This is a genomic window from Thermoanaerobacterium sp. CMT5567-10 (assembly GCF_030534315.2).
GTDB lineage: Bacteria > Bacillota > Thermoanaerobacteria > Thermoanaerobacterales > Thermoanaerobacteraceae > Thermoanaerobacterium.
Genome location: NZ_CP130558.2, coordinates 1210296 through 1232500, shown reverse-complemented (window position 1 = coordinate 1232500; position 22205 = coordinate 1210296). Strand labels below are relative to the sequence as shown.

Annotated in this window: 20 protein-coding genes, 5 tRNA genes, 2 rRNA genes and 2 pseudogenes (1 of these 29 only partly in view); 28 read left to right on the top strand and 1 reads right to left on the bottom strand. The window is 30.2% G+C overall.

Annotated features, from left to right (window positions below; genetic code table 11):
- The 25 genes and pseudogenes from Q2T46_RS06420 to Q2T46_RS06300 all read left to right on the top strand — a co-directional run.
- A 23S ribosomal RNA gene (locus Q2T46_RS06420) occupies positions 1 to 610 on the top strand (it extends 2265 nt beyond the left edge of the window).
- A 291-nt stretch (positions 611 to 901) separates the two neighbouring features.
- Positions 902 to 1010 (top strand): 5S ribosomal RNA (gene rrf, locus Q2T46_RS06415).
- A 7-nt stretch (positions 1011 to 1017) separates the two neighbouring features.
- A tRNA-Asn gene (locus Q2T46_RS06410) sits at positions 1018 to 1092 on the top strand.
- 6 nt (positions 1093 to 1098) lie between these two features.
- Positions 1099 to 1170, top strand: a tRNA-Glu gene (locus Q2T46_RS06405).
- Positions 1171 to 1180: 10 nt separating this feature from the next.
- Positions 1181 to 1256 (top strand) — tRNA-Ile (locus tag Q2T46_RS06400).
- 20 nt (positions 1257 to 1276) lie between these two features.
- A tRNA-Asp gene (locus Q2T46_RS06395) sits at positions 1277 to 1353 on the top strand.
- A gap of 13 nt (positions 1354 to 1366) precedes the next feature.
- Positions 1367 to 1442: transfer RNA gene (locus tag Q2T46_RS06390), tRNA-Phe, on the top strand.
- Positions 1443 to 1852: 410 nt separating this feature from the next.
- The gene (locus tag Q2T46_RS06385; RefSeq protein WP_303263777.1) at positions 1853 to 3337 is read left to right on the top strand and encodes an ISLre2 family transposase; all 1485 of its coding nucleotides are present in this window, start codon (positions 1853 to 1855) and stop codon (positions 3335 to 3337) included.
- Between the two features lie 370 nt (positions 3338 to 3707).
- Entirely contained in the window at positions 3708 to 4478 is a 771-nt protein-coding gene (locus Q2T46_RS06380) for a LamB/YcsF family protein (protein ID WP_303263778.1), read from the top strand.
- Between the two features lie 19 nt (positions 4479 to 4497).
- Positions 4498 to 5229 (top strand): 5-oxoprolinase subunit PxpB, encoded by a 732-nt coding sequence (gene pxpB, locus Q2T46_RS06375; RefSeq protein ID WP_303263779.1) that lies wholly within the window; start codon positions 4498 to 4500, stop codon positions 5227 to 5229.
- 104 nt (positions 5230 to 5333) lie between these two features.
- Positions 5334 to 6338 (top strand): biotin-dependent carboxyltransferase family protein, encoded by a 1005-nt coding sequence (locus Q2T46_RS06370; RefSeq protein ID WP_303263780.1) that lies wholly within the window; start codon positions 5334 to 5336, stop codon positions 6336 to 6338.
- A 174-nt stretch (positions 6339 to 6512) separates the two neighbouring features.
- Positions 6513 to 7676 (top strand): annotated as a pseudogene (locus Q2T46_RS06360) (NRAMP family divalent metal transporter).
- Positions 7677 to 8374: 698 nt separating this feature from the next.
- Complete coding sequence (gene loaP, locus Q2T46_RS06355; RefSeq protein WP_303263782.1) at positions 8375 to 8914, top strand: antiterminator LoaP; 540 nt, start codon at positions 8375 to 8377, stop codon at positions 8912 to 8914.
- A gap of 400 nt (positions 8915 to 9314) precedes the next feature.
- Entirely contained in the window at positions 9315 to 9575 is a 261-nt protein-coding gene (locus Q2T46_RS06350) for a hypothetical protein (protein ID WP_311062372.1), read from the top strand.
- 78 nt (positions 9576 to 9653) lie between these two features.
- Positions 9654 to 10283 carry a sugar transferase gene (locus Q2T46_RS06345; protein ID WP_303263783.1) on the top strand — a complete coding sequence of 210 codons (630 nt, stop codon included), beginning with the start codon at positions 9654 to 9656 and terminating at the stop codon, positions 10281 to 10283.
- 2 nt (positions 10284 to 10285) lie between these two features.
- Positions 10286 to 11134: an NAD-dependent epimerase/dehydratase family protein gene (locus Q2T46_RS06340; protein ID WP_303263784.1), complete on the top strand. Its 849-nt coding sequence runs from the start codon at positions 10286 to 10288 to the stop codon at positions 11132 to 11134.
- On the top strand, positions 11131 to 11910 hold the full coding sequence (locus Q2T46_RS06335; RefSeq protein ID WP_303263785.1) for a glycosyltransferase family 2 protein: 780 nt from the start codon (positions 11131 to 11133) through the stop codon (positions 11908 to 11910). The genes Q2T46_RS06340 and Q2T46_RS06335 overlap by 4 nt, the downstream gene beginning before the upstream one ends.
- Before the next feature lie 269 nt (positions 11911 to 12179).
- Positions 12180 to 13256, top strand: a complete 1077-nt coding sequence (locus Q2T46_RS06330) for a hypothetical protein (protein ID WP_303263786.1) — start codon at positions 12180 to 12182, stop codon at positions 13254 to 13256.
- Between the two features lie 134 nt (positions 13257 to 13390).
- The gene (locus tag Q2T46_RS06325) at positions 13391 to 13729 is read left to right on the top strand and encodes a hypothetical protein (RefSeq protein ID WP_311062371.1); all 339 of its coding nucleotides are present in this window, start codon (positions 13391 to 13393) and stop codon (positions 13727 to 13729) included.
- A 44-nt stretch (positions 13730 to 13773) separates the two neighbouring features.
- Entirely contained in the window at positions 13774 to 14364 is a 591-nt protein-coding gene (locus Q2T46_RS06320; RefSeq protein WP_303263788.1) for a hypothetical protein, read from the top strand.
- Positions 14365 to 14404: 40 nt separating this feature from the next.
- Entirely contained in the window at positions 14405 to 14989 is a 585-nt protein-coding gene (locus tag Q2T46_RS06315; RefSeq protein WP_303263789.1) for a hypothetical protein, read from the top strand.
- 72 nt (positions 14990 to 15061) lie between these two features.
- Entirely contained in the window at positions 15062 to 15229 is a 168-nt protein-coding gene (locus Q2T46_RS06310; protein ID WP_311062370.1) for a hypothetical protein, read from the top strand.
- Positions 15216 to 15371: an HAD hydrolase-like protein gene (locus Q2T46_RS06305; protein WP_303263791.1), complete on the top strand. Its 156-nt coding sequence runs from the start codon at positions 15216 to 15218 to the stop codon at positions 15369 to 15371. The genes Q2T46_RS06310 and Q2T46_RS06305 overlap by 14 nt, the downstream gene beginning before the upstream one ends.
- 148 nt (positions 15372 to 15519) lie before the next feature.
- Positions 15520 to 15732 (top strand): KTSC domain-containing protein, encoded by a 213-nt coding sequence (locus Q2T46_RS15560; RefSeq protein WP_399388333.1) that lies wholly within the window; start codon positions 15520 to 15522, stop codon positions 15730 to 15732.
- A 188-nt stretch (positions 15733 to 15920) separates the two neighbouring features.
- Complete coding sequence (locus tag Q2T46_RS06300; protein WP_303263792.1) at positions 15921 to 17792, top strand: nucleoside-diphosphate sugar epimerase/dehydratase; 1872 nt, start codon at positions 15921 to 15923, stop codon at positions 17790 to 17792.
- A gap of 220 nt (positions 17793 to 18012) precedes the next feature.
- Here the strand turns inward: Q2T46_RS06300 and Q2T46_RS15555 are convergent.
- A pseudogene (locus Q2T46_RS15555) lies at positions 18013 to 19290 on the bottom strand (transposase).
- Positions 19291 to 19623: 333 nt separating this feature from the next.
- On the opposite strand from Q2T46_RS15555, the gene Q2T46_RS06285 reads away from it, so the two are divergent.
- Genes Q2T46_RS06285 through Q2T46_RS06275 form a run of 3 tightly spaced genes read left to right on the top strand, consistent with a single transcriptional unit; the run spans position 19624 to position 22201 of the window.
- A complete protein-coding gene (locus Q2T46_RS06285) occupies positions 19624 to 20163 on the top strand; it encodes a CatB-related O-acetyltransferase (RefSeq protein WP_303263795.1) in 540 nt (179 codons plus the stop codon).
- Entirely contained in the window at positions 20156 to 21274 is a 1119-nt protein-coding gene (glf, locus tag Q2T46_RS06280) for a UDP-galactopyranose mutase (RefSeq protein WP_303263796.1), read from the top strand. Before Q2T46_RS06285 ends, glf begins: the two co-directional genes overlap by 8 nt.
- Positions 21275 to 22201, top strand: a complete 927-nt coding sequence (locus tag Q2T46_RS06275) for a glycosyltransferase family 2 protein (protein ID WP_303263797.1) — start codon at positions 21275 to 21277, stop codon at positions 22199 to 22201.
- Positions 22202 to 22205: the final 4 nt, after the last annotated feature.

The following is a 22205-nucleotide window of genomic DNA, read 5'->3' as shown; positions in this document are numbered from 1 at the left end:
GGTTACCTCAGCGCGGAAGGAAATCGCGCGTAAGAGTGCAAAGGCAGAAGGTAGCCTAACTGCGAGAAAGACAATTCGAGCAGGGACGAAAGTCGGGCTTAGTGATCCGGCGGTAGAGAATGGGATTGCCGTCGCTCAACGGATAAAAGCTACCCTGGGGATAACAGGCTGATCTCCCCCAAGAGTCCACATCGACGGGGAGGTTTGGCACCTCGATGTCGGCTCATCGCATCCTGGGGCTGAAGTAGGTCCCAAGGGTTGGGCTGTTCGCCCATTAAAGCGGTACGCGAGCTGGGTTCAGAACGTCGTGAGACAGTTCGGTCCCTATCCGTCGCGGGCGTAGGAAATTTGAGAGGAACTGCCCTTAGTACGAGAGGACCGGGGTGGACAAACCGATGGTGTACCAGTTGCGTAGCCGTACGCACAGCTGGGTAGCCAAGTTTGGAAGGGATAAACGCTGAAAGCATCTAAGCGTGAAACCCACCTCAAGAAAAGATTTCCCATCCGAAAGGAGTAAGACACCTTGGAGAAGACGAGGTAGATAGGCCGGAGGTGTAAGAGTAGAAATACTTTAAGCTGACCGGTACTAATAAGTCGAGGACTTGACCTTAAGCATTGTGCAGTATTCAAGGTTCATTTAAAAAAGCATGTTGGAGAAATCTAAAGAAGAAAATATTATTGGAAGTGAGCGATTAATTGCGTTTTCGTAATATACTAGGCGAGCGAAGTGAAGAGAGGTGTTAAAAGACGTCACAGCGCATAGACGGCTTTAGCCGAACGAACGAAGCGAGCCAAAAGTATATAGAAAACACAATTTGCGAACGGAAATAATATTTTCGAGAGAAAAATTAATGAAAGAGATTTTTCCGAAATATGCAAAAGAATAAATGAACAAAAGATTTCCGGTGGCAATAGCGGAGGTTAAAAACCCGTTCCCATACCGAACACGGAAGTGAAGCCCTCCAGCGCCGATGGTACTGATTACTCGGGAGAGTAGGTCGCTGCCGGATAATATATTCCTCAGTAGCTCAATGGTGGAGCAACCGGCTGTTAACCGGTAGGTTGTAGGTTCGAGCCCTACCTGAGGAGCCAATATGTGGCCCCGTGGTCAAGTGGTTAAGACATCGCCCTTTCACGGCGGTAACATGGGTTCGAATCCCGTCGGGGTCACTAAAATAAAGGGCCTTTAGCTCAGTTGGTAGAGCGGTCGGCTCATAACCGATTGGTCCGGGGTTCGAGTCCCTGAAGGCCCACCATAAAATTAAATAATTATTGCGGCCCAATAGCTCAGTTGGTTAGAGCGCCAGCCTGTCACGCTGGAGGTCGAGGGTTCGAGCCCCTTTTGGGTCGCCATTATCATACATATGCCTCGATAGCTCAGTCGGTAGAGCAAGGGACTGAAAATCCCTGTGTCAGTGGTTCGATTCCACTTCGAGGCACCAGCAGGAAATAGGAGCTTCAACATATGTGTTGAGGCTTTTTTATTATAGGTCGTTAACGATTAAAAATGTTCATAATATTCTTAAAGTTGTTTAGCAAAGGAGCTTAAGTTCTCAACTATATTATAGGCAAATACTTATTCAGCTAATTTTTGATATTTAATTGAAATAACTAATATAAAAAAACAGCAATAATATGGCTAAAATGATAGTGCTTCCTATAGTAGGGTTTTTAATCAAGATTATTTATAATTACTCTTTGACTACAAACCATAATAAGCTTAGTGTATAATTTTAGTAGGCGGTAAAAAATAGAAAAAGGAAGGTATCCAAAAAATACCTTCCATTCGCATGAATCATCCGCTATAATGTTTAAATAGAAAAAACAAAAAAAGCGTTATAGAGGTGATTACATGCTAGATATAAGTTTAAACGAAAATGAAATAAATTTCAAGGATTTAGAAGCGGAAATTTACAAATTAGTTTGCGAAGAAGCTTGTAAAATAATGGCTCAAATCCTCATGAAGATAGATGATATGTTACTAGAAAAAAGGGACAAAAAAGAATATAGATGTAAAGGTAAAAAGCATACAAACATAAAAACAATTATGGGCACTGTTGAATTTGATAAAAGAATTTATGAACATATAAATAGTGAAGGGAAAAAGGAATATGTTTATCTTTTAGATGAGTATTTAAAAATGGATACAATAGGGCATATATCAACAAATCTTATTGAAAAAGTTGTAGAAAATGTAACAGAAATGTCATATAGAGAAGCAGCGAAAAATATAGAATCATTAACAAATCAAAGCATAAGCCATACAACTGCATGGAATATAATACAAAAGGTTGGAGAAAAAATAGCAGAATTAGAAAAACAAGATATAAAACTATTCAAAGAAAACAAATTAAGAGGAGAAAAAGAAACAAAAATATTATTTCAAGAAATGGATGGATTATGGTTATCAATGCAAGGCAAAGACAGACCAAAAGGCAAAAAAAGCAGGGGAAAAAAAGAAATAAAATTAGCAGTAGCATACGACGGATGGGTAAAAAGAAGCCCGGGAAGTAATGAATATATAACACATAATAAAATAGTATGTGCAGGATTTGCAAGCAGCAAAGAATTTAAAGAATTAGTAGATGCAACGATAGCAAAAGAATACAACATAGACGAAATAGAAATAAAGATAATAAATGGAGATGGAGCAAGTTGGATTAAAGAAAGTTTAGGAGAAGAAGGAGTATATTTTCAATTAGATCCATTTCATAAAAGCCAAGCAGTAATAAGGAATATAGAGAACAAAAAAGATGCCTGCAAATTGATGAAAATGCTAGATGAAGGGAAAGCAGAAGAAAGTCTAGAATACATAGCGAAATTAATGATAGAGCAAAAAGATGATGAAAAGCAAATGAAGAAATTAGAAAAACTATATAACTATTTAGTAGCCAATAAGGAAGGGATAAAACCATACCAAAAGAGAGAAGAAATAAAAATACCAGAAGCCCCAGAAGGGATAGAATACAAACATTTAGGAACAATGGAAAACAATATATTTGACACATTGGCGCGCAGAATGAATGCGGGAAAAATGAGTTGGACAGAAAAAGGTGCGAACAATTTAGCAAAGATACTAGCCTTAAAGACAAGCGGAAAACTTAATAGTGTTGTAGAAACATACTTTAATGTTATAATATCAGAAGAAAAATTAGCAGAGATAAAAGAAGAAATAAAATTATCAGCAGCGGATGTAAACAAAAAGCAGAAAAAAGCAAAAACATATCATATGCAAAGAGGCGATATGCCGTTTGAAGGTTGTGCAATGACAAACGGCAGAAAAACAATAAGAGAAATACTCAGATACAAATGTTTAAGTGAATTAAAAGTCATATAAAAGGCGGAATATGAAGATAAGAATGGAGTAAAAATAATTGCACGAAAATTCACAACACATTAAACATTATACGGATAAAATTTGAAGAAAAAAATTTGCCAACAACTACTTGACACAAACCATAATAAGAAATTACTTGAACTTGAAACAAAAATGTGATACCATTTCTATCGTAAAGCTTATGAAAGCTGCAATTTTAGTCTTTAAAGTAGGGTTTTTGGTGTTTAAAAATAGAATAATTCTTGCAGTGGGACAAAGGTGTTTTATTTTTATAGGTGTGCCTTTGTTTTATTTTTAATATGTATGTTTTTATGCTTTAATTAATCATTACTTTATTACGTTAATTTTATAAAAAGAAAGAGGGAAGCTTATGAAATATCAAGTGGATATTAATAGTGACATTGGAGAAAGTTTTGGTGTGTATAAAATAGGGATGGATGATGAAATAGTAAAATATATTTCCTCTGCAAATATTGCTTGTGGGTTTCATGCAGGTGATCCTAATGTGATGTCAAATACTGTTGCAAAATGTAGTAAAAATGATGTAGGGGTGGGTGCTCATCCTGGATTTCCTGATTTACTGGGGTTTGGAAGAAGAAATATGGATCTATCACTTACAGATGTGAAGAATTATATTATATATCAAATTGGTGCACTACAGGCATTTGCAACAAGTTTTGGAATCAAACTGCAACATGTAAAAACACATGGAGCCTTGTATAACATGGCTGCAGTAGATGAAAAACTTGCTATAGCAATTACAGAGGCAATAGCTTCAGTAAATGAAAATCTTATATGCATTGGGATGGCTAATACAGCCATGCAGATGGCGGCTGAAAAAGTAGGGTTGAGATTTGCTTGTGAGGTTTTTGCCGATAGAAACATAAATTCTGATGGTACTTTAGTTTCAAGAAAGCTTCCAAATGCTATTATACATGATGAAGAATTGGCTTGTAGAAGAGTACTTCAAATGGTTAAAAAGGGAGTATGTGAGGCTATAGATGGTAGCATGGTAAAAGTGAAAGTTGATACTATATGTGTCCATGGTGATAATCCCAAGGCTGTAGAGTTTACTAAAAAAATAAAAAAGATTTTAGAAGAAAATGGAGTTGAAATAGTACCAATGGGTAAGTTTTTATAATACAGGGAGTTGATTTTCAATGTATGAAAAACCTAAAATTCTCTTGTGTGGTGACAAAGCTGTTATAGTTGAATTTGGAAATGAAATAAGTGAGGAATGCAATAAGAAAGTAGTAAATCTTTATAGGATGTTAAAAAAAGAAGAATGTGCGGGAATTATTTCTATGATTCCAACATATAGATCCTTGCTTATTAAATATGATCATTTTAAAATTGCTTACGATGAACTATTGAAATTGATTGAATTAAGTGATAAGAATGAGAATGAAAATTCAGAAGAATTTAGGCCTAAAATATATGAAATTCCAGTAGTGTATGGGGGAGAATTTGGACCAGATTTAGATTTCGTAGCTAAATACCATAACATAACTTCTGAGGAGGTAATAAGTATTCATACACAGCCTCTTTATAGAATTTATATGGTTGGTTTCACAATGGGATTTGCGTATTTAGGAGGTATGTCTGAAAAAATTGCTACTCCACGATTAGAAAATCCGAGAACTGAGATAGAAGCTGGGTCAGTAGGCATTGCAGGTAACCAAACAGGCATTTATCCGCTTTCTAGCCCTGGTGGCTGGAGGATAATAGGGAAAACTCCAGTAAAATTATATGACCCAGATAGAGAAAAACCGATTCTCTTTGAATCAGGTAATTACATAAAATTTGTGCAGATAACAGAAGAAGAGTATTACAGAATTAAAAAAGAAATAGAAATGAAAACTTATCAAATTAAGATATGTGATTATGTGTGATTATGAAGAATTCTTTAAATAATTTATATATAGAAAATTTAAGATGTAGGGTTAAAAGTAATTTTTGAAAAATAGAAGGGATTTTATAAAGTAGGTGAAAAAGAATGAAATACTTTAAAGTATTAAATCCAGGTCTCTTTACAACTATTCAAGATATGGGTAGATTTGGATATGAAAGTCAAGGAGTTCCTACATCGGGAGCGATGGATGAATTTGCTTTAAGAATCGCCAATATATTAGTGGAAAACGATGAAAATGCTCCATGTCTGGAAATAACATTGATGGGGCCAACTCTCGAAATTTTAAATGATGCTATGATTGCGGTAACTGGTGCTGAGATTCAACCTTTAGTGAATGGTTTTTCACGATCCTGTTGGTCTTCATTTCCTGTACGGAAAGGTGACATTATATCTTTTGGACCAATAAAGTCTGGTTGTCGAGCATATCTTGCAGTTGCGGGAGGATTTAAAGGAGACTTAATAATGAATAGTGTTTCTACTTACATTAGAGGAAAGTTAGGGGGGATAAATGGGAGACAGATAGAAAAAGATGATGTCCTTGAGGGTGGAGTTTCTAAGCCAGGACTTCAAGCGAAAAAAGTCCGAGATGAATATATACCTTCTTATTTTAGTGAAGAAGAGATAAGAGTAATATTAGGACCACAAGACGATTATTTTAGTGAAGAAGCTGTAAAAATTTTTTTGACTTCTACATATGTAATTACAAAAGATTCTGATAGAATGGGTTACAGGCTTGAAGGACCTGAAATTAAAGCTAAGGAAGGGCATGACATAATTACGGATGGGATTTTACCGGGTGCTATTCAAATACCTGGAAATGGAAAACCAATTATAATATTGAAAGATGCCCAAACTACGGGTGGCTATAAAAAAATAGCAACAGTTATTTCATTTGATTTATCAAAACTTGCTCAATTAAAACCAGGAGACAAAATAAGATTTAGAACTATTGACCTTTCTGAGGCGCATAAAATTCTTGCAGAAACTGAAAACAAAATAAATAAGATTAAGGAAACTTTGAAAGTATTAAAATATTTTAAGGTAAAAGTAAACGAGAGATATTATGATGTCGGTGTGGAACCACTTTGACATATGTTATAATATGCAAACGGACAGTACGTAAAAAATATTTATTAGTTTATTCTAAAGGTCCTTACTATTATAAGAAGTTTAGTACCCTAATTTAAGCAAAAAGTTTATGCATATATAATATTATATTAAAAGGAGAGGTATATTTTGAAAAATGGTAAATATTCTTCAAGTATGTTAGTAGGGGCAGCATTTCTAATGGCTACTTCTGCTATAGGGCCAGGATTTTTGACTCAAACAGCTGTGTTTACAGAGAAATACCTTGCAAGTTTTAGTACAATAATTCTTATCACTATTATTGTAGATATTATAGCTCAAGTGAATATATGGCGAATAATTATAGCAGCGTGAAAGTATGGACAGGAAATAGCTAATGACGTTTTCCATGGCTTAGGATATTTTATAGCCTTTTTAGTATTTATAGGAGGAATTGCATTTAACATAGGGAATATTGCAAGTACAGGCATGGCTTTTAACACTATGTTTGGGATAGATCCACGTATAGGCGCAGCCATTTCTGCAATAATTGCTATTGCAATCTTTTTATCTAAAGAATTTGGAAATGTAATGGATAGATTTGCACAAGTTTTAGGTGCTCTAATGATTTTGTTAGCGACATATGTGGCAATAGCAGCACATCCTCCCGTGGGTGAAGTCATTATTAGAACAGTTGCACCTAAAAAAATTGAATTTCTTCCTATAATCACATTGATCGGTGGCAGTGTTGGCGGTTACATAACATTTGCAGGTGGGCATCGTTTACTACAAGGCGGTGTGAAAGGTATTGAAGCTGTAAACAATGCTACAGAAAGTGCCACTTTAGGAATAATTGTGGCAGCCATAATGAGATATGTACTATTTTTTGGGGCTCTAGGAATTGCTATGAAAGGTGTAAAGTTTGATTCTGTTAATCCAGCGGCTACTCCTTTCCTCACAGTAGCAGGAACTTTTGGCTACAAGATGTTTGGCCTAGTATTATGGGCTGCAGCAACTACTTCAGTTGTAGGATGTTCCTTCACTTCCCTTTCTTTCATAAGGACATTCTTTAAATCTATAGATAGATATTTTGAAAAATATATTATTTGGTTTATAGTTTTTTGTACTGTTATCTTTGTAATTGTAGGAAAACCTGTAACTTTGCTAATATTCGCTGGCGCAATAAATGGATTAATACTACCTTTAACTCTTGGTTCAATGCTTTTAGCTTCTCGAAATAAAAAAATCATAGGAGATTATCAACATCCAACTATATTTACGATATTAGGAATTTTAGTATTCATTTTAACTCTATATGGAAGCATTAGTTCACTCTCAGAAATAGTACAACTTTTCAAATAATTAATATTTTTAAAATCAATATAAATTAAAATCCTGCTCAAGGCAGGATTTTTTTACAACGTAAATTTATCTTTTATACTTTTTCAACTCGCAATCAAAAAGCTTTTCGATGTTCTAAAATATGGAGCTGGCAAAGGGACTTGAACCCTTGACCTGTTGATTACGAATCCAAAAAGTGGTAATTTTATAACTGTTTTTGATATTACTTAAGTACTTTAAAGATGCATTACGACTGGATTTTAAGTACTTGTAATATTTTGTTAAATTACTTGAAATTCATTGAGTTTTTTTAAGTTTAAGCACTTTTTAAGCACTAAAATTTCACTATACCCGTATCAGGTATAGCTAATAAAGCATGTTGAAATCAGTAAAACTTAAGCTTTTTAACTATGTGGTCACACATGGAAGGAAAAGGAAGACCAGATTGGCTTTACAAAAAACAAATTTGAAGGCAATACTGTAAGACATAGGAAGTCATTAAATAGAACAGTTTTTGTATTATACAGGTGCAAAAGACGCAAAGTTCAATTAGCATCTGAAACTAATTCGTTATTATAGCAATGGCTGCAACAAGCTTATTTCTTTTATATTTTTAGCTAATATATTCTTATAAATTCAATGCTATCTGCTATTTATTTTTTCAAAGATGTTGTAAAATTAATTATGAGTAATATAACATTAATAGGAGATGAAAAAGCATGTGCTGTAAATGGTATGCTATTGAGACAAAGAAGGATAAAGAACTTGATACATTAAATTTAATAAATTTAATATTAGAGAAGTCAAACGAAAAGTCATACAAAATATTATTACCTAAAAGAATTATTTTCGAAAGAAAAAAAGGCAAAAAAGTAGAAACGACCAGATATTTAATTCCAAAGATAGTTTTTGTAAAAGTTGACGACATTAAAAAAATTTATAATGCAATTAATGAATTAAATTATGACCTTTTAGAAGATAACAGTAAACCTATGGAAGTAAAAGATGAAGAGATGCATATCATATTACAGTTAATAAATGAATCTGATATTATCGGAGTTTCATCAGGAATAAAAATAGGAACTAAAGTAAAAATCATTGATGGTCCTTTAAAAGATTTTAAAGGAGTTATTGAAGAGATAGATAATCGCAAAGGCAGAGCAAAAATAAGGTTAATTTTATCAGGAAATGTATATTTTGTAGACCTAGGTATATTTGTAGGGGAAGATGTAAATCAATTACTAGAGATGAGAAGCTAAAAAAATTAATTAAAAAAATTGTTTTAAAAAGAAGGAATTTTTTAGTTTATGTCGAATAAATAAAAAGTAGTAATAATATCCAGTAACATTTATGCTGACGTTTCGGCGCTCATAAATATTACTGGTGGTTATAAAGCTTTAGAGCGGAGGCGGTGAATTTAATTCACTGGCGCCCGTATGGCGAAGCTATACCTATTTTGAGGGAAATGTGATATAATTAAGGATAAGGAAAATAAAATAAAATGAATGATTGGCACAGTGATTTTGTAGCGGCTATAAAAGAAGAGCTAAAAGATATACTGAGGAAGAATTAAAAAAGAGCATGGAAAAGGGTATGGAAAGCTTAGTAATAAGACAATTAAAGAGTAAATTTAACGATATACCTTAGAAATATTTAAGATTGATAGAAGATGCAGATGAGAAAATGCTACATCGAATAGCAGATAATATATTTGAAATAAATAAGATTGAAAATATAGAAAAATATATTGTAAGTTTAGAATTTGTTTTTCAAAATGGGATATTAATACTAACTTTTGTAATAACTTATTTAGTAACTTTTTTAGTAATTGCAAATGCTGATATATCGCTTTTTTCGTTTAATTCGTACACTATTTATATAAAAGAATGTAAAAAAATTATAAATAAAATTTGGTTGTGATTAGAAAGTTATTCGTAAATGATTTTGTTTCAATATTCTAATGTTCTACTTTACAGTTTAATTGGGGGTTATTAAGAAATGACTTATTTAAAAGTAAAAAGATTGATAGATATAGTTCTTTCATTATTAGGGCTAATTTTGTTTTCTCCAGTATTTTTGATTTTAATAATAGCAATTAAGATTGACTCTAATGGTCCGGTGTTATTTAAGCAAAAAAGAGTTGGAATTCATAAGAGTTATTTTAATATATTAAAGTTTAGAACAATGAGAGTGGATACTCCTAAGGATATACCAACACATATGCTGGAGAACCCTGATCAGTGGATTACTAAGGTTGGAAAGTTTCTTAGAAAGACAAGTTTAGATGAGCTACCGCAGATGATAAATATATTAAAGGGTGAGATGAGCATTATTGGACCTCGTCCTGCTTTATGGAATCAATATAATTTAATAGAAGAAAGAGATAAGTATGGAGCTAATGATGTAAGACCAGGCCTTACTGGTTGGGCACAGATTAACGGTAGAGATGAACTACCCATTGAGGTTAAAGCGAAATTGGATGGGGAGTATGTTGAAAAGTTAAGCTTTTGGTTGGATGTAAAGTGCTTCTTTAAAACAATCATAAGTGTTATCAAAAGTGACGGAGTTGTCGAAGGCGGAACAGGAAGACTAGAAAAAGGAGAAGCTACTCAGAAGGAGACTACATAATAATGAAAAAGATACTAATAACAGGAGCTAATAGTTATATAGGTACATCTTTTAAAAATTGGGTTAGTAAGTGGCCTGACAAATATAAAGTAGACAGCATTAGTGTAAGAGGCAGTGAGTGGAAAAAGAAGTCATTTAAAGGATATGACGTTGTTTTTCACGTAGCAGCAATTGTTCACGTCAAAGAGAAAGAAATAGATGAATATTTTAGAGTGAATAGAGATTTAACTGTAGAAGTAGCAAAAAAAGCTAAACAAGAAGATGTAAAGCAATTTATATTTTTAAGCACTATGGGAGTCTATGGTACTGAAACAGGGTATATTACAAAAGATACAGTACCAAATCCAAAGACACCATATGCTAAATCAAAATATGAAGCTGAAGAATTGCTATTTAAAATGAATGGAGATACTTTTAAAGTAGCAGTACTTAGACCACCTATTGTTTACGGGAAAGGTTGTAAAGGAAACTATCCTAGACTAGCAAGAATTGCAATAAAAGTGCCAGTATTTCCTGATGTAGATAATAAGCGAAGTATGATTTACATTGATAATTTGTGTGAGTTTATTAGATTTTTGATTGATGATGATAGTAATGGGTTGTTTTTCCCACAAAATAGTGAGTATGTAAATATAAGCGAGATGGTTAAATTGATTTCTGAAGCAAACGGGAAAAAGATCAGAATTACTAAGTTATTTAATCCTATATTAAAGCTACTGAGGACAAGTACAGTTAATAAGGCGTTTGGTGACTTAGTGTATGAGAAAAAAATGTCTAGTTATCATAAACATTATTGTTTAAAGGATTTTAAAGAGTCAATTTATCTAACTGAAAAGAGAGAATTGAAATGAATGCTGGTATAAATAAACAAATGTTGGTTAGCATTATTATGCCAACGTATAATTGCGAGAAATATATAGAACAAGCAATAAATTCAGTAATCAATCAAACCTATAAAGAGTGGGAACTATTAGTTATAGACGATGGTTCAGAAGATAATACAGTTGAAATAATTAAGGAACTTTCAAAAAAAGATTCTCGTATTCGTTTTGTAAAGAATGAAAAAAATCAAGGGGTATCAGCTACTAGAAATATAGGAATCTCTTTAGCTAATGGAAATTGGATTGCATTTTTAGATAGCGATGATATGTGGGATAAAACAAAGTTAGAAAAACAGATGAAATATGCAGAAAAAACGTCTGCAGAATTTTTATTTACCGGTTCGTCGTACATAAATGAGGATGGTGAATATTATAAAGGCATATTTGAAGTTCCAGATAAAGTTACATATAAGAAATTGAGGAATCATAATGTAATATCTTGCTCGTCAGTTCTTATAAAGAAACGACTTTTCGATAACATCAAAATGGAAAAAGATGATATGCACGAAGACTATGCTGTATGGTTAAGGATTCTTAGAACAGGGATATTAGCTTATGGAATTAATGAGCCTCTTTTAATATATCGTATTTCTCGCAACTCAAAGTCTGGAAACAAGATAAAGTCAATCAAGATGACGTATAAGGTATTTAGATTTATTGGATTGAATCCGATAGTTTCAATATATTTTACGTTTAGGCATGTTATAGAATCTGTTAAAAAGTATAAGAAAATTTTTGCAAAATGAAAATTTAAGAGATACTATTATGTTATTTGATTAAGGTTAAAGGAGAAATGCATATAGCTTATAGTTTTATGAAAATCTAGTAGAATATAAAATTGCTAAAAAAATTGAGTTCAATAATAATAAAAGTAAGAAAGGTTTTATACATATACATATTAAATAATAAAACTGATATATATAAAAGTTTCTATTGATATTAATTATTTGCTTATATATAAATAAGAACCTTATATAAGATAAAAGATTAAAATAAGTTTTAAAGGATGGAGATAATGATAGGCATAATTTTTATTGGGGATTTAAAATATTGCCCTTATTTAAACAAATATACGCAAGTTCTTGATGAAGAAAATCAAAAGTATGAAGTTCTATTCTGGAACAGAGAAGGAAAATCTGTAGATTATCCATTGAATTATTTTTCATTGAATTTGAAATCAGTGCTTAATAGGCATCCGCTGTTTAAAATTTTGGATTTTCTAAAATTTAGAAAGTGGGTAAAAAATCAAATTAAAACAAGAAATTATGATAAACTTATTATTCTTTCAACTTTATCTGGTGTTCTTATTGCAAAAACTCTAATTAATAAGTACAAGTATAATTATATTTTTGATATTAGAGATTATAGTTATGAAAATAATAAAATGTTTTTCAATATCGAAGAGAATTTGATTAGAAATTCTTTTTTTACGTGTATTTCTTCAGAGGGATTCAAAGAATTTTTGCCAAAAGGATATCCTTATATTATAGCGCATAATATTAATAAAAATGATTATCAAAACAAAAAAAAATTTATAAAGAAAGATAAAGGAAGTATTCTTAATGTAGTCTTTATTGGGGCAGTTAGATATTTCAAACATCAAGTTAAAATAATTGATAGGTTGAAAAATGATAATAGGTTTAATTTGATTTACCATGGTTCAGGAGCTGAACTGGATTTGTTCATAAATTATTGTAAAAAAAACAATATATCAAATTTAAAGTTTACGGGAGAATATAATAATTCAGATAAAAATAAGTTATTAATAAAAGCGGATATATTGAACAATTCTTATAAGGCTTCCAAAATGATGGAAACAAAATATGCGATTTCAAACAAATACTATGATGGGATTATTTATGGAATTCCTCAGCTTGTTGAAACCAATACGTATAAGCAAAGTAAGGTAGAAGAGCTAGGTATAGGAATAGGTTTAGACGTAGAAGAAGAGGACTTTGCAGATAAATTATATGAATATTACTATAATATTGATGAAAAAAAATTTAATGATAGTTGCAATAAAGAATTACAAAAAATTTTAATAGAGGATCAATTATATTTAGAGAAAATAAGAGAATTTATTAATAGTTAATAATATTGAGTTATAACCTACTGCATAGGTTTTAGTCTTATGATTAAAAGATAGCGATATAAAGAACACGATATTATTTTTATAAGAAATTGCAACTTGAATGAAAGGAAGAACAATTAGTGAAAATATTATATTTGGATTTTTTGTATCCTAAAGGTCATATATGCCAAAATGCTTCATATATAAGCTGTTTTGCAAAATTTGTAAATGTTTATGTTATATGTCCTAAAAGGCATTATAATAATCTACCCAAAGAAGTAAAAGTTATAGAAAAGGATTCTTTAAAAATAAAGGATGGAAGATTATTTAGCAGGTTAAGTACGCTCAAGATCATGCTTATATCAGCTATAATAGCTCGTAAATTAAAGCCTGATTATGTTTTTATTTCTTCTTATGAAACTATAATGTTTTCAATAGGGAGGTTATTCTTTCGAAGACGTGAAAGATTATCATATTACATCACTTCAATATAGATTAATTAGAGAATAGGATTAAACGATGGTTTTTTAAAAGATATATGAATAAAGTTGAACATGTAGTTTTTGAAGAATTTATTAAAGATTGTCTAATGGAAACACATGAAATAAATAGTGAGAAGGTTCATGTTTTACCGCATCAATTAAATGAGAATATATTAAAAGATAATTATCAAAAATATGCTTGTGTAGGGTTAAGCAATAGTAATGATGAAAACATAATATCTGAGATTGTAAAAAAAGAGAACCAAGAAAAAATTTTAAAAAAAGCGAAATGTAAAGTGATATTGAAATCGAAAGTAATTAATTTTGATGATGGTTTTTTAAAAGTGCTAAATAATTATTTAGATGATATGCCATTTCCATCTACATTTAAGTATAGAATGAGTGGAACACTTGTTGATGCTTTTTCTAATAATAAAATTATACTTTGTAGCAATATTACTTTGATGGATTATTATTCAAAAGAATATCCATCAATTTGCAAAATAATTGAAAGTGTAGATGATTTTTTCGAATATGTTATTAAAATAAATAAATTGGAGATTAATGAACAACTTAATGAGTTTGAAATATTCAAAAATTCACACTCTGAAGATAAGATAGTTTTGGTTTTTAAAAATATGGTTTAATATGCAAAAATACTAGTTAAAAAATTTAGGAGAACTAACTATGCAAAGTAATGGATTAATTAATTCAAATATCAATATAAAGGTTGGTAAAATAAAAGACATAAATATTATATTATTATCTAGTATGATAGGTAGTTTGAATGTATTGTTCTATAAAAATTATCAAATATCAATGATTATTATTACCGCAGAATTAACGATACTAGCATATTATTTTATGAAAAAAGATATTACTAGATATATTGGAAGTTACTTGATTTTTCTATCTTTAAGTTTCGAATTTAATGAATTAGGTGGTACTGAACAATTTTATGGATTTAAAAATTTTAGAATATTTGGTATTAATCTAGGTATATTATCTTTATTACCTTTATTAGTAATAGTACTTTCTAAAAAAATCAAAATAAATGAAATCAAAAATAAATATACTAATTTACATAAATTTATAGCAATTATCATATTTATGGATTTTATGGGGGTTATATTTGGATTATTACAATTGATTACAAATGACAATAATATACAGAATATGGATGGTATGTTACCAAGCTTTGTGGGCACTACATATAACATGGTTGCACTACCTATTCTTCTAATAATCTCTATAATATATATTCTTACTTGAGAGAAAGAAAAAGTACAACTTTTGGAAGACTATTTAATTGCAATTTTAATTGGTGCAATTGTTTCAATGATTGTGTCATTATTAACTGGTAATTTTGGTATATATGGAAGAGCTAATACTTTATTAGTAAGTAATGTGATAATATATATACCTTTTTTGTTGTTAATACCATTTTATGAAAAATGTAATTGTAGAAAGCCTAATATTGGGATGATAAAACAAGCTGTTGAAGGACTTTAATATAAATTTAGATAAAAGCATTATAGTAGGTGATAAAGAAATAGATATTCAAACAGGAAAAAATGCAGGCATTGGTAAATGTATTTTAGTAAGAAGTGGTCATCAAGTGGATGAAGATAAAACAAAAGCAGATATTATATAATTAATTTTATAATCGTTGAATTTAATTAATAATAATTATTAGACACATACTTTTTGATTTTTCAAAGCAATTTAAGCGCATATATGCAGATATTTAGAATGATATTTTAAATTAACATTTAACAATATACCTGAGGCTCATATATGTAATGATTTTTGTATCATCAAGTCGAATATGCATGGTAGGCCAGGTAAATAATGTAATGCAAGTACGATTTAGAGATGGAGCAATTTATGAATATTATGATGTAACTAAGCCTGAATTCAAAGATTTTATGAGTTCTTCCTCATTAGGGGCAGTATTATCAAAACTTGATAAAGCGCACAGTTATCGTTGTATTCAATATTATATCTATTACTGAATGAAATAGTGTTAGAGTTCTATAATAAACTATAAACAAGCTAAAAAAGTAATGAAATAATTTAGATGAAAGTGTTTTTATTTATAAAAGGAAATTTAATATTTTATATAGAATATATGTCATAGAATTTATTAAAGCTATTTATTATCAAAGTTAGCTCTTAAAATATTAAAAGAAGGGACATTATTATGGAAAAGAATATAAGAAAGTATCTACTTATCCTTATAGATGCATTGTTAATCAATATTGCTTTTTTTATGGCTTTTTTCTTGAGATTTGATTATCATGTAGTAGAACCATATTTCACATTGTATACGCAGTCATTTATAATTTTTACATTAGCGAACATATTTACATTTATATTTTTTAGGCAATACCATAAGATATGGCGGTATGTTAATTTAAAAGATTTGATAGACATGATGGTTGTCATAACAATAGGAAGTGCCATATCATCACTGATATTATTTTTATTGCAGATACATTTGCCAAGGTCTATTTATCCATTAAGCTGGCTTTTGAATATCATATTAATTATTTCAAGTAGGATGTTTTATAGATATATAATGAGCAATTCAAAAGTAAAAATAAAAAATATAGTTTTTAAAAACACGCTCATAATAGGTGCTGGAAGTGCCGGGCAAATGTTAATAAGAGAATTAAGAGCACACCTTGAAATAGGATTAAAGCCAGTAGCTATACTTGACGATGATAGATCAAAGATATATAGGAGTATGGAAGGTGTCCCTATTGTAGGTACACTCGATGATATAGTTAAAGCAGTCAAGGAAAATGAAATTGATGAAGTGATATATGCAATTCCTTCTGCGTCAAGGACGGTATTGAGAAAAGTAATTGATAGCTTAAGTGAATTACATATGAAAGTAAAAACGCTTCCTGGAATATATGAGCTAGTGAATGGTAAAGTGTCTGTTAATCAAATACGAGATGTTGATATAAACGACTTATTAGGAAGAGATCCAATAAAGATAGATTTAGATGAAATAAGCAGTTACATAAAAGGCAAGAAGGTAATGGTAACTGGTGGAGGTGGATCGATAGGTTCAGAATTATGCAGGCAAATAGCAAAGTTCAATCCTTCACACCTTGTAATCCTTGATATATATGAAAACAATATGTACGATATACAGCAGGAATTATTAAGAAAATATCCAGATCTAAGAATGACGTGTCTTGTAGCTAGTATAAGGGATGAGAAAAAGTTAAATATCATATTTAAAGAATATAAACCTGAAATTGTTTTTCATGCTGCTGCACATAAACACGTTCCATTGATGGAAGATAGTCCACATGAAGCAGTTAAAAATAATGTATATGGAACATTGAATCTTGTCAGATGTGCAAATGCATATAATGTAAAACGCTTTGTTATGATTTCAACTGATAAAGCTGTTAATCCTACAAGCGTAATGGGCGCAACAAAGAGAATTTGTGAAATGATAATTCAATCATTTGATAAGGTTAGTAAAACAGAATTTGTTGCAGTTAGATTTGGTAATGTTTTAGGAAGTAATGGCAGTGTAATACCATTGTTTAAAAAACAAATAGCAGAAGGTGGACCTGTAACAGTTACACATGAAGATGTAAAAAGATATTTTATGACAATTCCAGAAGCAGTTCAATTGGTAATACAGGCAGGTGCTATGGCAAATGGTGGAGAGATATTTGTACTTGACATGGGAGAGCCTGTAAAGATTATAGATCTTGCAAGAGATTTGATACGCTTATCGGGTTTTGAACCAGATGTGGATATTCCTATTAAGATTACAGGACTAAGACCTGGTGAGAAATTATTTGAAGAACTGCTTATGACAGATGACAAATATACGTCAACAAAACATGACAAAATTTTTATAGAGAAACCAGGATTTAATGACTATGATGGCTTAGTTTTAACTTTAGAAAAATATAAATCTAAAATAGATGATATGAATACATATGAGATAAAAGAATTTATAAAATCGATTGTACCTGAGTATAACTCACCTGAACTTGAAACAATTGATGAAGTTAGTGCTACTACAATTAACCCGAAATAAAGTTTTAATGTATTTATAGCATTTTTGATTATAGATATGTGCATAATCAAAAATCAATCCAAAATAAAAACCGGCATAGGTAGGTTATGTAAATGATAAAGGCTAAAAAATATACTTGAACATTTAAAACTAAATAAAAGAAAAAAATGAGAGCTAAAAAAGGGTATAAAAATCCTGTAGATAATTGATGGTAAAAATTGATAAACACTTAAATATAAAATTAAGCTGTACGCTTTAAACCATCAAGAGATTTAGTTTTGTCAATATTACCAGCTTTATAGGCAGCTATAGCAAGGGTTAATAAAGTAATATGGTCAAAAGTATTTAAATTACTGACAGAATTAATATTTCTAACATATGCTCTTTCAAGGTTTAAAGCTTCACAGCTAAATTTATCTTTCTGATTCGGTCCTTAATTTATATTTAGATTTCAAATGTATAGAATTTCTATCGATTGAAGACCTGTAATCAGTAGATATAGAAGTATATTTAATGCAACCTCTGTACTTTTTGCCATTGAAGTGTTTGGGATGATGGCATGGGCAAAGAGAATCATCTTTTGATTTATAGTATTTACAACGATGTTTTTGTTTAATAAAACCATCAAAATACTCTTTGCCATCTTTAATCATTGGAATACCTGCATCACAAACAACATGACCATCATCAGTTAAATTATGCTTTTTAGAACCTCTCTTACTAAGAGGGCTAAAACAATGGCCATGGAGGGTGTTCCTTACAAAATTATAGACTTTTTTAACATCATAGTCTTTGTCAGCAATGAAATTGACACCTTCAAGATTAAACCAATTGTTGGTTTCAGATAAAAGAGGGATTGCAGCATCAAAATCGGGGATATTAGCAGTAGTAGTTACTTCAGCAATAGGCAGACGAAGACCAGACAAAGAATCAATAATTATGTGATTTTTATATCTCCAATAGAACTCATAATTTTTATTAGAAGAATCATTAGAAGCAGAATGAACACCAAGTTTACAATCCTTGTCAGACTTAGGTTGATTATCTTTAGAGAATTTATTTTTAGAAAAAGACTTAGGATTGTTAAACTTAGTATTAGCCTTAAAAGGAGTAGAATCCAAAGAAATAGGATCGCCAGAAATAAGTCCAAAATCCTTAAGAATATTTACTTGATTCTGCATAACATAAGACAAGTATTTATGGTCAAAATTCTTAAGGAAACGCTCAAAAGTCCAATAAGAAGGCAGCTTTTTAGTAATATCAAAGCCGCAGAAGTGAGCAATAATAAGATTATTGCAAGATAATCAATGAGGTCAGAAATCTCACCGAATTTCTCAGCTTTCATAACAATTAAGCTAAAGAGAGCATGGCGGGAAAAGCCTATAGGGCCAAATTTAGAAGGCGGGAATTCAGGAATGGGAGATAAATCAAGATTACTAAATAAAGAAGTATAAAAATCAATTTTAGGTTGAGAAGTAAAAAGGTCTATGAGGTTTGAAACTTGTTGAAGCTGGTACATGTAGGCTTTCCTCCTTTAATGTTTAATGATGCTAATAATACTATGATTCAACAAAAAAGGTAGGGAATCCTACATATCAGATAAAAATTTTTAAGGTGATAAGAAAAAAGCATATCTAGGAAATAGCTTAAGTCAAGGCTTTTGAGATATGCACAAGTTTATAATTTAGTATAATTGGGGTGATTTGTTATAAACAGTAGAAAACTAATACCTAATATTATAAAGCTGAGAATTAAACAAATATATTATAAACGAAAATTTAATGCCGAGATTTATTCTGATAAAGTACATATTGCTTCTAAATTAGGTAAAAGTGTAACAGTTTATAGGAATGTGTTTATAAATAAAGATGTTTGCATAGGTGATTATTCTTATGTCTACGAAAATACATTGATTGAGTCAGGTAATATTGGAAAATTTTGTTCTATTGCTTCAAATGTGAGTATAGGACCTGATAATCATCCAATTAATCTAGTGTCTACTCATCCTTTTTTATATGATAAAAAATGGTCAAGAAAAATTAATATTGATACGATAAATTATGAATATAAAAATGATAGTCCTCCAATTATAGGGAACGATGTATGGATTGGAAGAAATGCGATAATATTAAGAAATGTAACAATAGGTGATGGAGCTATTATCGGTGCAGGGGCGGTAGTAACTAAAGACGTAGAAGCTTTTTCTATTGTAGGTGGAGTTCCAGCAAGGCATATAAAATATAGGTTTCCGGAAGAAATAAGAGAGAAACTTTTACAAATAAAATGGTGGGATTGGCCAGAAGAAAAGATAAGAGAAAATATAGAATTATTTTATAATGTCGAGAAATTCATAAAAAAATTTTATCATAGTGGGGAGAATGAATATGTTTAATTATGATTATGTAATAGTAGGTGCAGGTTTTGCTGGGAGCGTATTTGCTGAAAGAGTGGCGAATTTGTTAAATAAAAAAGTGTTAATTATAGAAAAGAGAAATCATATTGGTGGAAATGCGTATGATGAATATAATGAAGATGGTATATTAGTACATAAATATGGTCCCCATATTTTTCATACCAATTACAAAGAAGTGTGGGATTATATATCTCAATTTACAGAAATGAATATTTATTATCATCATGTACTTGCAAGTATTGATGGCAAATATGTGCCAATTCCTTTTAATTTAAATACATTATATGAATTATTTCCAGAGTCAGTTAGAATAAAATTAGAAAAAAGTTTGATAGAAAATTATGGATACGGAATGAAGGTTCCTATTTTTCAATTAATGAAGACAGAAAATAATGATTTAAAATTTTTGGCAGATTTTATTTATAACAGGTTGTTTTTAAATTATACGACTAAACAATGGGGTATGCAGCCTGATGAATTAGATGAGGAGGTAACAGCTAGAGTTCCAGTATATATAAGTAAAGACAACAGATATTTTGGTGATAAATATCAAGGTGTACCTAAGCATGGTTATACAAAAATGTTTGAAAGAATGCTTGATAATAAGAATATACATATTCTTCTAAATACTGATTACAAAGAAATAATAAATCAAATTAGATATGGGAAGTTAGTTTATACAGGTTCAATAGACTATTTTTTTGACTATAAATATGGTAAATTACCATATAGATCATTAGATTTTAAGTTTGAAACACTAAGTGTAGAAAAATTTCAACCAGTAGGAACAGTGAATTACCCAAATGATTATAATTTTACAAGAATAACAGAATTTAAACATTTAACCGGTCAAGTTCATAACAAAACTACTATATTAAAGGAGCTTCCTAAAGAGTGTAAAAATAGTAATGACACACCATATTATCCAATTTTACAAAAAAGAAATGTTGATTTGTATATGAAATATAAAAATGAAGCCGAGAAATTTAACAATGTAATTTTTATAGGAAGGTTGGCTGAATATAAATACTATAATATGGATACTATTGTAAAACGTGTATTAGATATAATCAGAAATGAGGGAATGTAAATGCAGAATTTTAATAAGAAGATATTGATGATGATTTTAAATTGGAATGGTAAAATAGCTATTTTAGAGTGTTTAGAGTCAATAAAAAATTTAAATTATAACAAAAAAAATTTGATTATTGTTTCTATTGATAATGGTTCATCTGATGGTTCGGTAGAAGCTATAAAAAAGAAATATGAACAACTTAGAGGTGTAGGATTTGAATATTTGGAAGTTGTTAAACTAAACGAAAATGTTGGTGCTCCAAAAGCATATAACTATGCTTTAAGTAATATAAAGTACGAATATGATTATATATTAAAATTAGATAATGATGTTGTTTTTAATGATAGAGATATAATTAATAAATTGCTTAACAAAACGGAAACAGATAAAAAAATAGGTATTATTGGACCAAAAATAGTTTATTATGATAATCCAAATCAATGTGCCCATGCAGCAGGTTATATTAATTGGTTGTGGGGCCTTCCATATACGAGTAATGAAGATTATGAAGGCGAATGTGATTTTGTTACGGGGTGTTGTATGTTAATCAAAAGAGAGATTATAGATAAATTAGGTGTATTTTTAGATGAAGACTATTTTATATATTGGGATGATACGGATTTGTGCATGCGTGCTAAAAATAATGGATATAAAGTATATTATTTTCCTGCTACAAAAATTGTACATAAAGTATCAAAAAGTACCGGGCTAAAGAAAAGATCTAATTTTGCGATATATTATATGATGCGTAATAGAGTTTTATTTGTAAAGAAGAATGCGCCAACAATATTGCGAAAATTTGTAAACATATATATTTATTTATGGTTTTTAAGGTATGTATTGCCGAAATTACGAAAAGGTAAGAAAGGAATTAATGAGATAAAAATTACTTATAAAGCAATTATTGATGGTATAAATAATGTTTCAGGTAAAATTATTTAATTAA

Excerpts from the sequence above, each read along its gene's own strand:
- Q2T46_RS06370 (WP_303263780.1), top strand. The coding sequence starts at position 5,334 with ATGAAATACTTTAAAGTATTAAATCCAGGTCTCTTTACAACTATTCAA.
- Q2T46_RS06300 (WP_303263792.1), top strand. The coding sequence starts at position 15,921 with ATGGAAAAGAATATAAGAAAGTATCTACTTATCCTTATAGATGCATTG.
- Q2T46_RS06385 (WP_303263777.1), top strand. The coding sequence starts at position 1,853 with ATGCTAGATATAAGTTTAAACGAAAATGAAATAAATTTCAAGGATTTA.
- Q2T46_RS06340 (WP_303263784.1), top strand. The coding sequence starts at position 10,286 with ATGAAAAAGATACTAATAACAGGAGCTAATAGTTATATAGGTACATCT.
- Q2T46_RS06275 (WP_303263797.1), top strand. The coding sequence starts at position 21,275 with ATGCAGAATTTTAATAAGAAGATATTGATGATGATTTTAAATTGGAAT.
- Q2T46_RS06380 (WP_303263778.1), top strand. The coding sequence starts at position 3,708 with ATGAAATATCAAGTGGATATTAATAGTGACATTGGAGAAAGTTTTGGT.
- loaP (WP_303263782.1), top strand. The coding sequence starts at position 8,375 with ATGTGCTGTAAATGGTATGCTATTGAGACAAAGAAGGATAAAGAACTT.
- Q2T46_RS06315 (WP_303263789.1), top strand. The coding sequence starts at position 14,405 with ATGCAAAGTAATGGATTAATTAATTCAAATATCAATATAAAGGTTGGT.
- glf (WP_303263796.1), top strand. The coding sequence starts at position 20,156 with ATGTTTAATTATGATTATGTAATAGTAGGTGCAGGTTTTGCTGGGAGC.
- Q2T46_RS06330 (WP_303263786.1), top strand. The coding sequence starts at position 12,180 with ATGATAGGCATAATTTTTATTGGGGATTTAAAATATTGCCCTTATTTA.
- Q2T46_RS06320 (WP_303263788.1), top strand. The coding sequence starts at position 13,774 with ATGAATAAAGTTGAACATGTAGTTTTTGAAGAATTTATTAAAGATTGT.
- Q2T46_RS06345 (WP_303263783.1), top strand. The coding sequence starts at position 9,654 with ATGACTTATTTAAAAGTAAAAAGATTGATAGATATAGTTCTTTCATTA.
- Q2T46_RS06335 (WP_303263785.1), top strand. The coding sequence starts at position 11,131 with ATGAATGCTGGTATAAATAAACAAATGTTGGTTAGCATTATTATGCCA.
- pxpB (WP_303263779.1), top strand. The coding sequence starts at position 4,498 with ATGTATGAAAAACCTAAAATTCTCTTGTGTGGTGACAAAGCTGTTATA.
- Q2T46_RS15560 (WP_399388333.1), top strand. The coding sequence starts at position 15,520 with ATGATTTTTGTATCATCAAGTCGAATATGCATGGTAGGCCAGGTAAAT.